The 12,962-nt window shown below is 65.9% G+C and carries 12 protein-coding genes; all 12 read left to right on the top strand.

Annotated features, from left to right (window positions below; genetic code table 11):
• Positions 1 to 8: 8 nt before the first annotated feature.
• The 12 genes from ACF8ME_RS21205 to ACF8ME_RS21260 all read left to right on the top strand — a co-directional run bounded on the left by ACF8ME_RS21205 (position 9) and on the right by ACF8ME_RS21260 (position 12,950).
• A complete protein-coding gene (locus ACF8ME_RS21205) occupies positions 9 to 1,385 on the top strand; it encodes an adenylosuccinate synthase (protein ID WP_016451293.1) in 1,377 nt (458 codons plus the stop codon).
• A gap of 43 nt (positions 1,386 to 1,428) precedes the next feature.
• Positions 1,429 to 1,953 carry a phosphoribosyltransferase gene (locus ACF8ME_RS21210; RefSeq protein ID WP_012206807.1) on the top strand — a complete coding sequence of 175 codons (525 nt, stop codon included), beginning with the start codon at positions 1,429 to 1,431 and terminating at the stop codon, positions 1,951 to 1,953.
• Between the two features lie 152 nt (positions 1,954 to 2,105).
• Positions 2,106 to 3,377 carry a YncE family protein gene (locus ACF8ME_RS21215; protein WP_392418094.1) on the top strand — a complete coding sequence of 424 codons (1,272 nt, stop codon included), beginning with the start codon at positions 2,106 to 2,108 and terminating at the stop codon, positions 3,375 to 3,377.
• Positions 3,377 to 4,195: a polysaccharide deacetylase family protein gene (locus tag ACF8ME_RS21220; protein ID WP_392418095.1), complete on the top strand. Its 819-nt coding sequence runs from the start codon at positions 3,377 to 3,379 to the stop codon at positions 4,193 to 4,195. The genes ACF8ME_RS21215 and ACF8ME_RS21220 overlap by 1 nt, the downstream gene beginning before the upstream one ends.
• Before the next feature lie 39 nt (positions 4,196 to 4,234).
• Positions 4,235 to 5,215 (top strand): sterol desaturase family protein, encoded by a 981-nt coding sequence (locus ACF8ME_RS21225; RefSeq protein WP_013801177.1) that lies wholly within the window; start codon positions 4,235 to 4,237, stop codon positions 5,213 to 5,215.
• Positions 5,216 to 5,230: 15 nt separating this feature from the next.
• Positions 5,231 to 6,130, top strand: a complete 900-nt coding sequence (locus ACF8ME_RS21230; RefSeq protein WP_016447546.1) for an EI24 domain-containing protein — start codon at positions 5,231 to 5,233, stop codon at positions 6,128 to 6,130.
• Positions 6,127 to 6,945: a molybdopterin-binding protein gene (locus ACF8ME_RS21235; RefSeq protein ID WP_016451296.1), complete on the top strand. Its 819-nt coding sequence runs from the start codon at positions 6,127 to 6,129 to the stop codon at positions 6,943 to 6,945. Before ACF8ME_RS21230 ends, ACF8ME_RS21235 begins: the two co-directional genes overlap by 4 nt.
• Positions 6,946 to 7,170: 225 nt before the next feature.
• A complete protein-coding gene (gene glnA, locus ACF8ME_RS21240; protein ID WP_016447544.1) occupies positions 7,171 to 8,586 on the top strand; it encodes a type I glutamate--ammonia ligase in 1,416 nt (471 codons plus the stop codon).
• A gap of 180 nt (positions 8,587 to 8,766) precedes the next feature.
• Complete coding sequence (locus ACF8ME_RS21245; protein ID WP_017404153.1) at positions 8,767 to 9,270, top strand: hypothetical protein; 504 nt, start codon at positions 8,767 to 8,769, stop codon at positions 9,268 to 9,270.
• Between the two features lie 30 nt (positions 9,271 to 9,300).
• Entirely contained in the window at positions 9,301 to 10,377 is a 1,077-nt protein-coding gene (gene glnL / locus ACF8ME_RS21250) for a nitrogen regulation protein NR(II) (protein ID WP_016447543.1), read from the top strand.
• Positions 10,378 to 10,422: 45 nt separating this feature from the next.
• Complete coding sequence (gene ntrC / locus ACF8ME_RS21255) at positions 10,423 to 11,994, top strand: nitrogen regulation protein NR(I) (RefSeq protein ID WP_392418096.1); 1,572 nt, start codon at positions 10,423 to 10,425, stop codon at positions 11,992 to 11,994.
• Positions 11,995 to 12,137: 143 nt separating this feature from the next.
• Positions 12,138 to 12,950, top strand: a complete 813-nt coding sequence (locus ACF8ME_RS21260; protein WP_227472451.1) for a hypothetical protein — start codon at positions 12,138 to 12,140, stop codon at positions 12,948 to 12,950.
• Positions 12,951 to 12,962: the final 12 nt, after the last annotated feature.

The following is a 12,962-nucleotide window of genomic DNA, read 5'->3' on the forward strand; positions in this document are numbered from 1 at the left end:
ATTTGAATATGAAAGCTACCAAAGGTCGCAACGTGGTCGTGGTCGGCACCCAGTGGGGTGACGAAGGCAAGGGCAAGCTGGTGGACTGGCTGACCGAAAGCGCCCAGGGCGTGGTCCGCTTCCAGGGTGGCCACAACGCTGGCCACACGCTGGTCATCAACGGCGTGAAGACCGCACTGCACCTGATCCCCAGCGGCATCATGCGCCCCGGCGTGAAGTGCTATATCGGCAACGGCGTGGTGCTGTCGGCCGCCAAGCTGTTCGAGGAAATCGAAGGCCTGGAGAAGGCCGGCGTGCAAGTGCGCGACCGCCTGCGCGTGTCCGAAGCCTGCCCGCTGATCCTGCCCTTCCACTCGGCGCTGGACGTGGCGCGCGAAGCGGCGCGCGAGCAGGGCGGCACCGAGAAGATCGGCACCACCGGCCGTGGCATCGGCCCCGCCTACGAAGACAAGATTGCCCGCCGCGCACTGCGCGTGCAGGACCTCAAGTACCCCGAGCGCTTCGCCACCAAGCTGCGCGAACTGCTGGCCCTGCACAACCACATCCTGGTCAACGTGCTGGGTTCGAAGAACTTCACCTTCGGTGACGCGCTCAAGCCGTACATCAAGGATGGCGAAGTGCAATTCGACGCGGTGTACGAAGAGGCCATGCGCCATGCCGAGCAGCTTTTGCCCATGATGGCCGATGTCTCCCGCGAGCTGAACGCCGCGCACGCCGAAGGCGCCAACCTGCTGTTCGAAGGCGCGCAGGGCACGCTGCTGGACGTGGACCACGGTACCTATCCCTATGTCACCTCGTCCAACTGCGTCGCCGGCAATGCGGCTGCAGGCTCGGGCGTGGGCCCCGGCATGCTGCACTACATCCTGGGCATCACCAAGGCCTACTGCACCCGCGTGGGCGGCGGTCCTTTCCCCACCGAACTGGATTGGGAAAAGGAAGGCACGCCGGGCTGGCACATGAGCACCGTGGGCGCCGAAAAGGGCGTGACCACCGGCCGCTCGCGCCGCTGCGGCTGGTTTGACGCCGCGCTGCTCAAGCGCAGCGCCCAGGTCAACGGCCTGTCGGGCCTGTGCATCACCAAGCTCGACGTGCTCGACGGCCTGCAGGAACTGCTGCTGTGCGTGGGCTACGAGCTGGACGGCGAAAAGATCGACCTGCTGCCCATGGGCGCCGACGAGATCGCCCGCTGCAAGCCCATCTATGAATCCATCCCCGGCTGGACCGATTCCACCGTGGGCGTGACCGACTACGACAAGCTGCCGGCCAATGCCCGCCGCTATCTGGAGCGCATCGAGGAAGTGACGGGCGTGCCCATCGCCATGGTTTCGACCAGCCCCGACCGGGATCACACCATCCTGATGCAAAACCCCTACGCCGCCCAGTGAACTGCTGGCGTTTGAACCCCAAGATTGAACCAGGAGCCATTCCATGCTGACGGAAGACGGTCAACACCTGTATGTGAGCTACGACGAATACCACGGACTGATCGAAAAGCTCGCGATCAAAGTGCACCAGTCCGGCTGGGAATTCGACACCATTCTCTGCCTGGCCCGTGGCGGCCTGCGTCCCGGTGACATGCTCAGCCGCATCTTCGACAAGCCGCTGGCCATCATGTCCACCAGCTCCTACCGCGCCGAGGCCGGCACGGTGCAGGGCCATCTGGACATCGCGCGCTTCATCACCACGCCCAAGGGCGAGATTGCCGGCCGCGTGCTGCTGGTCGATGACCTGGCCGATTCGGGCCACACGCTGAATGCCGTGATCGCCATGCTCAAGACCAACTATCCGCCGATCACCGAGCTGCGCAGCGCCGTGATCTGGACCAAGGGCCTGTCCGCGTTCACGCCTGACTACTCGGTGGACTACCTGCCGACCAACCCCTGGATCCACCAGCCTTTCGAGCACTACGACACGCTGCGTCCCGAAAAGCTCATGGAAAAGTGGAAGATCTGAGAGCCGTTGCGCTTTCAAGGTCCTTGCCTGCAAAGGGAGCCAACCGGCTCCCTTTGTCGTTGTGGCCTGCGTTTTCATGCGTTGTCGTCATGCCTTGATGCAAGTCATGGGTTGGCGCGCTTGTCGCGATATCTCGGGCCAACGTCGCGTAAATGTCGGTTTTTTGCACAGCTTCAAAAGCCGATGCCCTAGAGCGTCCGAGGGCTGAATGGCGCGGCTACACTGCGCAGATTCTCAGAAGGTGGTGCTTTGTGAAACGTCTTTCCGTCGGGCGCTTGGGCGCGGCTGTGGCTTTGGTTGTGGGCGGCGGTGCGCTGGCCTGGCTGGCCGTGGCGTCCCTGCCCGGATCCAAATCGGCCCGTGCGGCCTCAGCCACGCCTGCAGCCGTCCAGACGCAGGCTGCATCGGCTCAGGCCGCTGCCGTTCCCGCCGCGCCTTCCGTGCCTGCGGCCTCTGCTGCCCCGGTAGCGCCTGTTGCGCCTGTTGCGCGTGTCACGCCGCCGCCGCAGACCCAGGGCCCCACGCCCATCTTCGTGCTCAACTCGCTCGATGCCAACATCAGCATCGTGGACCCGGTCACCTGGCAGGAGACGGCCCGCATTCCCACGGGCAAGGAGCCGCACCACCTCTACCTCACGCCTGACGAGAAATCGCTGGTCGTGGCCAATGCGCTGGGCGATACCCTGACCCTGGTCGATCCGCGCACGGGCGAGGTGCAGCGCGTGATCCGCGACATCATCGACCCCTATCACCTGCGCTTCAGCCCGGACATGAAGTGGTTCGTCACGGCGGCCAACCGCCTCAACCACATCGACATCTACCGCTGGGATGGCCAGAACCCGCAGCTGGTCAAGCGCGTGCCCACGGGCAAGACGCCCAGCCATCTCTGGATCGATGCCAGGAGCACGACCATCTATTCCACCATGCAGGACAGCGATGCCCTGGTGGCCATCGACATCGCCACGCAGACCATCAAGGCCCGCGTGCCCACCGGCCCCATGCCGGCCGATCTCTATGGCAGCCCGGACGGCACCAAGCTGTTCATCGGCCTGACCGGCAGCGATGGCGTGGAAGTGTTCGACATCACCGGCCCCGAGCCGCGCAGCGTGGCCCGCATCAAGACAGCCGCTGGCGCCCACGCCATGCGTGCCGCCGGCGATGGCCGCCACCTGTATGTGAGCAACCGCGTGGCCAACACCATCAGCAAGATCGACATGCAGACCAACCAGGTCGTGGCCAGCTACCCGGCCCCGGGAGGCCCGGACTGCATGGACGTTTCCGCCGACGGCCGCTACCTGCTGGTCAGCTCGCGCTGGGCGCGCAAGCTGTCGGTGATCGACACCGTCGAAAAGAAGGTGGTCCAGCAGGTCAAGGTCGGCAAGTCGCCCCACGGTGTCTGGACACTGGCCCACGCGCAGCGCTGATGGACCGCAGACTCTTTGCGCAATCGCTGGCTGGCGCCGCCGCCTTCAGCCTGCTGCGCCCCGCGATGGCCGCAGGGCAGGGCACGGGCTGCGCCAAGACCGTGTACCTGACGTTCGACACGGGCCACATGGGCATTGCCGACCTGGTGGCCGAGGTGCTCAAGCGCCATGGCGTGCCAGTGACCTTCTTTGCCGCCAACGAGCGCACGCAGCAAGGCGACGGCAGCCTGGGCGAGACCTGGGCGCCCTGGTGGCGCGCACGCGCCGCCGAAGGCCATGAGTTCGCCTCGCACACCTACGACCACATGTACTGGCGCGGTGATCTGCATGCCTCGAAGAACGGTCCGGTCACGGGCTTTCGCGTGCGCCCCTCGGCCGGGCCACGCGCCAACGAGAACTTCACGGTCGATGCGGCAGGCTATTGCGACGAGATCCGCAGGGCTGCACAGCGGCTGCAGCAGATCACCGGGCGCAAGCCCCTGCCGCTGTTCCGTGCGCCCGGCGGCAAGACCTCGCCCGCGCTGCTGGACGCCGCGCGGCAGGGCGGCTACATGCATGTGGGCTGGTCCAGCGCAGGCTTTTTGGGCGACGAGCTGCCCAGCGACCGCTACCCGAATGCGCAGCTGCTGGCCCAGGCGCTCAAGAACATCCGCAGCGGCGACATCCTGCTGGCCCATCTGGGCATCTGGTCACGCAAGGACCCCTGGGCACCGGCCGTGCTGGAACCTTTGGTCACGGGCCTGCTCAAGCAGGGGTTCTGCTTCCGCACGCTGCGGGAGCACCCCGACTATCGGGATTGGATAGCAAAATTCGCATGACGTCCGCGCGCGCAGCGCGGCGGGCGATGGGAGCGTGGTGTGGACTGGTGGATTCAGTGGTTCGGTAATGCGCAGCAGCGCCTGTTCGAGGGCGTTGTCCAGCCTGTGCTCTTTTGGCTGGGACAGGCCAGCCTGCTGGAGGATGCCTACGACGCCACAGGCTGGCTGCTGGTGGGCCTGCTGCAGATCTTCATCATGGTGGCCGTGATCGCGCCGCTGCAGTACTGGCGGCCCGTCGAGCCCGTTACCGACCGGCGCGCCATCCATGTGGACATCATCTATACCGTGGTGCACCGGCTGGGCCTGTTCAGGCTGGCGCTGTTCTTCACGCTGGACCCGCTGTGGGACGAGCTCATGGGCCGCCTGCATGTCTGGGGCCTGCCGAGCTTTCACCTGGACGGTGTCTGGCCCGGCGTGACCGATCTGGCCTGGGTCAGCCTGATCATCTACCTGCTGGCCTTCGACTTCCTCGACTACTGGATACACCGGGGCCAGCACAGCATCGGCTGGTGGTGGAAGCTGCATGCGCTGCACCACTCGCAACGCCAGATGACGGTCTGGAGCGACAACCGCAATCACCTGCTCGACGATGTGATCCGCGACACCATCATCGTGCTCGTGGCCCAGCTCATCGGCGTGGCTCCAGGCCAGTTCGTGGCCATCGTGGCCTTCACCCAGCTCAGCGAGAGCTTCCAGCATGCCAATCTGCGCGTCTGGTTCGGCACCATCGGCGAGCGGCTGTGGATCAGCCCGCGCTTTCACCGCCGCCACCACGCCATCGGCATTGGCCACGAGCCCATGGCGCCCGTGCGCAACAAGAAGGCGCATGGCAACAACTTCGGCGTGCTCCTGCCCTGGTGGGACATGCTGTTCGGCACCGCCAATTTCGAGCTGCGCTTCGATCCCACCGGCGTGCGCGACCAGGTCCAGCCCAATGCCCAGGGCCAGCTGCGCGACTACGGCCAGGGCTTTTGGGCCCAGCAATGGCGTGGGTTCCTAAGGTTGATGGGTCGCGCTTGAGGCTGGGCTCGGGGTATGCTTGCCGGCATGGGCTTGCTACTCGATTCCTTCTGGCGTGCGACGGCGTATTGCCTGCATAAGCGGGTGATTGCATGGTCGCTGTTTCCCCTGCTCTTCATGGCCATCACGGCCTGGCTGCTGGGTTATTTCTTCTGGGCCGATGCCGTGGTCTGGACGGAAGGAGTCCTGCAGGGCGTGGGCTGGCTGCACACGGTCTGGTCCTGGATGGGCGTGCAATCGCTGCCCGAGCTGGTGGCGCCGGTGCTGGTCGTTCTCTCGGTCACGCCGGTGCTGGTCGTGGTCTCGCTGCTGCTGGTGGCGCTGTTCATGACGCCGGCCCTGGTCGAGCTGGTGGCGCAACGGCGCTTTCCGGCACTCGAGCGCAGGCAGGGTGCCACCCTGATCGGCAGCCTGCTGTGGTCGGCCGGCTCCTCGCTGATCGCCCTGATCGCGTTGCTGGTATCGGTTCCATTGTGGTTCGTGCCTCCCCTGGTGGTGGTGATCCCCCCGCTGATCTGGGGCTGGCTGACCTACCGCGTCATGGCCTTCGACGCGCTGTCTGCCCACGCCAGCAAGCCAGAACGCCGCAGCCTGTTCCTGCGCCACCGCCTGGCGCTGATGCTCATGGGCGTGGTCTGTGGCTACCTGGGGGCGGCTCCGGCCATTGTCTGGGCCTCGGGCGTGGTCTTCGTTGCAGCCTTCTGGATACTGATTCCGGTGGCCATCTGGATCTATGCGCTGATCTTCGCCTTCTCCTCGCTGTGGTTTGCCCATTTCTGCCTGGCGGCGCTGCAGCGCATGCGCGAGGAGGAGCCGGCGCTGCCCGAAGCCCCCATCATTCCCTACGCTCCCGACGCGCCGCAAGGCTCCGGCACAGCCCCTGTTCCCCCCACCCCGCAAGAAAAGACCACATGACCCTTCAAGTTGGCGCACTCATCATCGGAGACGAAATCCTGTCGGGCAAGCGTGCCGACAAGCACCTTCCCAAGCTGATCGAACTGCTGGGCGCGCGTGGCCTGTCCCTGGCCCATGCCGAGTACGTGGGTGACGATAGGGCACGCATCACCGACGCCCTGCGCCGCGCCTTCGCATCGCAGGCCGTGGTCTTCAGCTTTGGCGGCATAGGCGCCACCCCCGACGACCACACGCGCCAATGCGCGGCCGAGGCCCTGGGCGTGCCGCTGGCCCTGCATCCCGAGGCCGTGGCCCTGATCCGCGAGCGCATGCGCGATGTGGCCACCGAGGAAGGCAAGCCCTACGAGCCCCAGCGCGCCGACAACCTGCACCGGCTACAGATGGGCAACTTCCCCGAAGGCGCGCGCATCATCCCCAACGTCTACAACAAGATCCCGGGCTTTTCCTGTTCGGGCGCCAGCGGCACGGTGCACTTCGTGCCCGGCTTCCCGGTCATGGCCTGGCCCATGGTCGAGTGGGTGCTGGAGCAGCGCTATGCCAAGCATTTCCACAGCACGGTGCAGCGGGAGCATTCGGTCATCGTCTACGGCGGCATGGAAGCCACGCTGACGCCGCTGATGGTGGCCATAGAGCGCGACCACCCGGGCGTCAAGGTGTTCAGCCTGCCCAGCGTGGATGATTCCAAGCACGGCCGGCACATAGAACTTGGTGTCAAGGGCGAAGCTGGTGCCGTCACCAAGGCCTGGCCCACGCTGCTGGAAGGTCTGCACTCATTTGGTGCAATTCTTGGCCCTGAATTGGTGCGCAATATCTGATTTACGGCCCTTCATCCAAATCTGCACCGATTTGGTGAGTGGGCACTCGGGCCGGGCCAGGCTGCAATGTCATCCACAACGCCCACGCAAGGCGGCAGAATCACGGGGCTGGCGCGCCAAGCAGGTGCCAGTCTGCGGGCATGCACTCAATGGATGCAGCCTGGCACGCAAACTGCTTAAGAGTATTTATCTTTTTTGATCAGCCAGATTGGCAGGAGAGATCTGATGGCAAAGACCGTTGCAGACGTGTTGAACATGGTGAAGGAGAACGAGGTCAAATTCGTGGACCTTCGTTTTACGGACACCCGTGGCAAGGAGCAGCACGTCACGGTGCCGGTGTCGCACTTCGACGAAGACAAGTTCACCTCGGGCCACGCCTTCGACGGCTCGTCGGTGGCAGGCTGGAAGGGCATTGAAGCATCGGACATGCAACTGATGCCCGATCCCGCCACCGCGAACATCGACCCCTTCTTTGAAGAGACCACGCTGTTCCTGCAGTGCGATGTGATCGAACCCGGCGATGGCAAGGCCTACGACCGCGATCCCCGCTCGGTGGCCAAGCGTGCCGAAGCCTATCTGAAGGCCTCGGGCCTGGGCGATACCGCCTACTTCGGTCCCGAACCTGAATTCTTCATCTTCGACGGCGTGCGCTGGAACACCGAACCCGGCAGCACCTTCTACGAAATCGAAGAGTACGAAGCCCCCTGGAATTCCGGCGCCAAGTTCGAGTCCGGCAACCGTGGCCACCGTCCGCGCAACAAGGGCGGCTACTTCCCCGTGCCGCCCGTGGACAGCACCCAGGACCTGCGCGCCGAGATGGTGCTGCTGCTCGAGCAGCTGGGCATTCCCGTCGAAGTGTTCCACCACGAAGTGGCTGGCGCCGGCCAGAACGAGATCGGCACCAAGTTCTCGACCCTGGTGGAGCGCGCCGACTGGACACAGGTCATGAAGTACGTGATCTGGAACGTGGCCAACACCTACGGCAAGACCGCCACCTTCATGCCCAAGCCCTATCCGGGCGACAACGGCTCCGGCATGCACGTGCACCAGTCGGTCTGGAAGGATGGCAAGAACCTGTTCGCAGGTGACGGCTATGCCGGCCTGTCCGACTTCGCGCTGTACTACATCGGCGGCATCATCAAGCACGCCCGTGCCCTGAACGCCATCACCAACCCCGGCACCAACAGCTACAAGCGCCTGGTGCCCGGCTTCGAGGCTCCGGTCAAGCTGGCCTACTCGGCCAAGAACCGCTCGGCATCGATCCGCATCCCCTACGTGGCCAACCCCAAGGGCCGCCGCGTCGAGGCACGCTTCCCCGATCCGCTGATGAACCCCTACCTGGGCTTCTCGGCCCTGCTGATGGCAGGTCTGGACGGCGTGGAAAACAAGATCCATCCCGGCGAAGCCGCGACCAAGGATCTGTACCACCTGCCCCCGGAAGAGGACAAGCTGGTGCCCACGGTCTGCCACAGCCTGGACCAGGCCCTGGAAGCACTGGACGCAGACCGTTCGTTCCTGACCAAGGGCGGCGTGTTCTCGGACAGCATGCTCGATGCCTACATCGAGCTGAAGATGGGCGAAGTGACCCGTTACCGTCAGGCCGTGCACCCGGTCGAGTACGACATGTACTTCTCGCTGTAAGGCGGGTCGGCAAAAAGGCGGCGCAAGCCGCCTTTTTTGCTTTCGGCCAGGACCTGGGTATGCTGGGCGCGGAACCAAAAGGGGTTGTCCCGCTCAAGAAATGACGTCCAGCCCGGAAGATGGAGCGATACTTGCCCGGACAAGCCGGGCCCTTCCGATCTGGCTACCCTAGGGAATGGAATGAAGAAACTGTTTGTGTCGCTGCTGCTGCCGCTGCTGTCGGCAGGAGCCTGGTCCCAGGACGTGATCTACCGCTGCGGCAACGAGTACACCAACAACGTCAGCCAGGCCAAGGCCAAGGACTGCAAGCCGGTGGACGGCGGGCATGTGACGGTGATCCATGGCGGCAGCAAGCCGGCGGCCTCGGGCGGCGGCCAGGCGCCGCGCACCTCCGCCGCTCCTGCGGCAGGATCGCCCGCTCCGGCCAAGGTCAACAGCAGCGCCCAGAAGGCCCGCGACTCCGATGCGCGGACCATCCTCGAAAGCGAGCTGGCCCGCGCCCAGGAGAAGCTGACACAGCTGCGTCAGGAGTACAACGATGGCAATCCCCAGCGCACCGCATTGGAGTTGCGCAATCCCCAGGGCTATCTGGAACGTGTCGAGCAGCTCAAGAGCAGCATCTCGCGGCAGGAAGGCGATGTCGCCGGCATCCGCCGCGAACTGGATCGACTTCCCAAGAACTGACGGGCCCGAGCGGCCCATGCGAGCCCGGCCATGATCCAGGACGACCGGCCGGCGCCCCCGGCCTCCTATCAGGCGCTTGATCTGCTGTGCACGCTGATGACCGTGCTCGACGAGCAAGGCGCCGTGCTTTTCGCCAACGCGGCCCTTGAGAACGCACTGGGCCTGTCGCGCCGCATGCTCGAAGGCAGCGAGCTGGCTGCCTGCTTCACCGAGCCGGCCTTGCTGGACAAGGCCTTGCGCGGCGCCCAGGACAACGACTTCGCTGCCCTGCGCTTCGAGGCCAGCCTGCACCGCGTGGGGGGCGATGCGCTTCCTGTGCACGTCACGGTTTCCCTGGCCGAGCGGCCCGGCCATGTGCTGGTGGAGTTCTGGCCGCTGGAGCAGCAGGCACGCCAGGACCGCGAGGAGCGTTTGCGCGAGCAGGCCCAGGCGCACAAGGAGCTGATCCGCAACCTGGCCCACGAGATCAAGAACCCGCTGGGCGGCATCCGTGGCGCGGCCCAGCTGCTGCAGATGGATCTGGACGCGCCCGAGTTGCGCGAGTACACCGAAGTCATCATCCACGAGGCCGACCGTCTGCAGGCGCTGGTGGACCGGCTGCTGGCGCCGCACCGCCATCCGCACGAGGTCGGTGACGTCAACATCCACGAAGTCTGCGAGCGCGTGCGTTCGCTGGTGCTGGTCGAGCATCCTGCAGGGCTGACCATTACGCGCGACTACGACATCTCCATTCCCGAGTTCCGGGGCGACAGCGCACAGCTGATCCAGGCCGTGCTCAACATCGTCCAGAACGCGGCGCAGGCCTTGCACGAACGCATCGCGGCCGGCGATGCCGAGATCATTTTGAGAACCCGTGTGGCGCGCCAGGTAACTTTTGGTCGCCAACGCTACCGGTTGGCATTGGAATTGCATGTGATCGACAACGGGCCAGGCGTTCCCGATGCCATCAAGGAGCGGATCTTCTATCCGCTGGTATCGGGAAGGGATGGCGGTTCGGGACTGGGGCTGACGCTGGCGCAGACCTTCGTGCAGCGCCACCAGGGGCTGATCGAATGTGAAAGCCAGCCGGGCCGCACGGATTTCCGCATCCTCATTCCCCTGCCTTGAGGCCCACGGAAGTCAACACTGCAACAAGGGAAGGAAGCACCACCAATGAAACCGATCTGGATCGTGGATGATGACCCTTCCATCCGCTTCGTGCTGGAAAAGGCACTGGGCCGGGAAGGCTGGGCAACGCGCAGCTTCGTTCAGGCGCGCGACGTGCTCACGGCACTGTCCGATGTCGATGCCAGCGACCCGGCGCGCCAGCCACCACAGGTGCTGGTCAGCGATATCCGCATGCCCGGCGGCTCCGGCCTGGAACTGCTCGAGCAGATCCGCGCCCAGCAGCCCGGCCTGCCCGTCATCATCATGACCGCGTACTCCGACCTGGACAGTGCCGTCTCGGCCTTCCAGCGCGGAGCCTTCGAGTACCTGCCCAAACCCTTCGACCTGCCCAAGGCGGTGGAACTCATCCGCCGCGCCGTCGAGGAAAGCCTGCGCGAGGACGTGGCCGAGGCACAGGCCCCGCTGCAGGCCGAGATGCTGGGCCAGGCGCCTGCCATGCAGGACGTGTTCCGCGCCATCGGCCGGCTCAGCCAGAGCCAGGTCACGGTGCTGGTCACGGGCGAGTCGGGCTCGGGCAAGGAACTGGTGGCGCGTGCGCTGCACAAGCACTCGCCCGTGGCGGGCGGCCCCTTCGTGGCCATCAACACCGCCGCCATCCCCAAGGACCTGCTGGAGTCCGAGCTGTTCGGCCACGAGCGCGGCGCCTTCACGGGCGCACAGACCCAGCGGCGCGGACGCTTCGAGCAGGCCGAGGGCGGCACGCTCTTTCTCGATGAAATCGGCGACATGCCTTTCGACCTGCAGACGCGCCTGCTGCGTGTGCTGTCGGACGGGCATTTCTACCGCGTGGGCGGCCACCAGGCCGTCAAGGCCCATGTGCGCGTCATCGCCGCCACCCACCAGGACCTGGAGCAGCGCGTGCGCAACGGCGCCTTCCGCGAGGATCTGTTCCACCGCCTCAACGTCATCCGCCTGCGCCTGCCCGCGCTGCGCGAGCGCAACGAAGACGTGCCCATGCTGGCACGCCACTTCCTGCAGCAAAGCGCGCGGCAGCTGGGCGTGGAGCCCAAGCGCATGGGGGTCGATGCCATGCAGCGGCTGCAGTCGTTCGCCTTTCCCGGCAACGTGCGCCAGCTGGAGAACATCTGCCACTGGCTGACCGTCATGGCGCCAGCCCAGGTCATCTCGGTCAAGGACCTGCCTCCCGAGGTGCTGGGCGAGGCCGCCCCGCCCGCGGGCGGTGGCAACGGCGGCGTGCCTGCACCGGCCACGCTGCCGCATGCGCCGGCACCACTGGCGGAAGAGGGCCTTGGCCGACTGGCCGTGCCCGTGTCCGCGCTGGCCCCGCCGCATGACGCGGCCCTGGCCGCTTCCGACCTGGACTGGGTCCATCTGCTGGGGCAACAGGCGCGCCAGCTGCTGGAGCACACCCACGCCCAGGGGCATGGTGAAGTCTGGGACCAGCTGTCCCGCCGCTTCGAGGCGCAGTTGATCCGCTCGGCCCTGGCCGTCACCCACGGCCGCCGGGTCGAGGCCGCCCAGCGCCTGGGCATTGGCCGCAACACTATCACCCGCAAGCTGCAGGAGCTGGGCATGGACGAGGACGCCTTCGAGTAAGGCAAGCCGGCGGGCGGCCGGGCCCTTGCCTTGGCAAGGGTCCGGCTCCTACAGGCCGGCGCCCGGGGTGCTGACGGGCCGGGCCGCCCGGGCTTGGGACAATGGAGTCCTCTTCGCTGGAACGGCCTACGTCCCGACCTATCGTGCCCACAGTCCTCTCCAACCTCTGGCAAAAGGCCAAACCCGCCCGCCCGGGCGTGATGTACCCATCGACACCGCGCAAGCTCGGCGAGCCGGTCGATGCGTACTGGCATGACCGCTATTTCCTGGAGCCGTACTTCGTGCCGGGGCGCGGCTACGACCAATACCGGCCCGCCTATGCACTGGGCTGGAAGGCTTCCCTGTCGCCGGAACACGCGCAGCAGGATTTCGAGTCCGCAGAAGCCCGGCTGGAAGAACGCTGGGAGCAGGAACGGGGCGGCAGCCTGCTGCACTGGAACCAGGTGCGTGAGGCCGTGGAGGCCTCCTGGCTGCAGGCGCGCCGGCGCACGCCCGCACAGCCCGCGGCTTCCACGCTGGAACTGCAGACCACGGCGCTGCTCAATGCCGTGCTGGCCCTGGGTCGCCAGGCCCATGTCCGGTTGGGCGAATGCATGGATCCCATGCCCCAGGGACTGATAGGCCAGGTACTGGCGCGCCACTTCAATGCCAGCCAGGTCCTGGTCGATGACCTGGAACGCGCCATCGACGCCAATGGCGGCGTGGTGCTGCCCGTGCGCGACAGCCGTGCCGCACTGCGTCGCAACGCCTTCTGGGACGGGCTGCTGGGCAGGGAAGAGGGCGCGGACTACGTGCTGGACCAGGCCGAGTCCTGCCAGCAGCAATGGCTGAGCGCCTATGAGGCCGCCGAGCAGGCACGCCTGCCCAGGGCGCTCAGCGAGATTCTCCACCGCCAGTCCCTGATGCTGCGCGGCCATATCGAGGCCATCCACTGGCTGCGCCGCTACATGCTGTAGCGCAAGTCTGAA

Origin of the sequence: Delftia sp. WSY_7, from assembly GCF_043104845.1 — a bacterium.
Classification (GTDB): domain Bacteria; phylum Pseudomonadota; class Gammaproteobacteria; order Burkholderiales; family Burkholderiaceae_C; genus Comamonas; species Comamonas tsuruhatensis.

Bases quoted from the DNA above. Each gene is read 5' to 3' on its own strand.
- ACF8ME_RS21205 (WP_016451293.1), top strand. From the start codon at position 9: ATGAAAGCTACCAAAGGTCGCAACGTGGTCGTGGTCGGCACCCAGTGG.
- ACF8ME_RS21210 (WP_012206807.1), top strand. From the start codon at position 1,429: ATGCTGACGGAAGACGGTCAACACCTGTATGTGAGCTACGACGAATAC.
- ACF8ME_RS21215 (WP_392418094.1), top strand. From the start codon at position 2,106: ATGTCGGTTTTTTGCACAGCTTCAAAAGCCGATGCCCTAGAGCGTCCG.
- ACF8ME_RS21220 (WP_392418095.1), top strand. From the start codon at position 3,377: ATGGACCGCAGACTCTTTGCGCAATCGCTGGCTGGCGCCGCCGCCTTC.
- ACF8ME_RS21230 (WP_016447546.1), top strand. From the start codon at position 5,231: ATGCTTGCCGGCATGGGCTTGCTACTCGATTCCTTCTGGCGTGCGACG.
- ACF8ME_RS21235 (WP_016451296.1), top strand. From the start codon at position 6,127: ATGACCCTTCAAGTTGGCGCACTCATCATCGGAGACGAAATCCTGTCG.
- glnA (WP_016447544.1), top strand. From the start codon at position 7,171: ATGGCAAAGACCGTTGCAGACGTGTTGAACATGGTGAAGGAGAACGAG.
- ACF8ME_RS21245 (WP_017404153.1), top strand. From the start codon at position 8,767: ATGAAGAAACTGTTTGTGTCGCTGCTGCTGCCGCTGCTGTCGGCAGGA.
- glnL (WP_016447543.1), top strand. From the start codon at position 9,301: ATGATCCAGGACGACCGGCCGGCGCCCCCGGCCTCCTATCAGGCGCTT.
- ntrC (WP_392418096.1), top strand. From the start codon at position 10,423: ATGAAACCGATCTGGATCGTGGATGATGACCCTTCCATCCGCTTCGTG.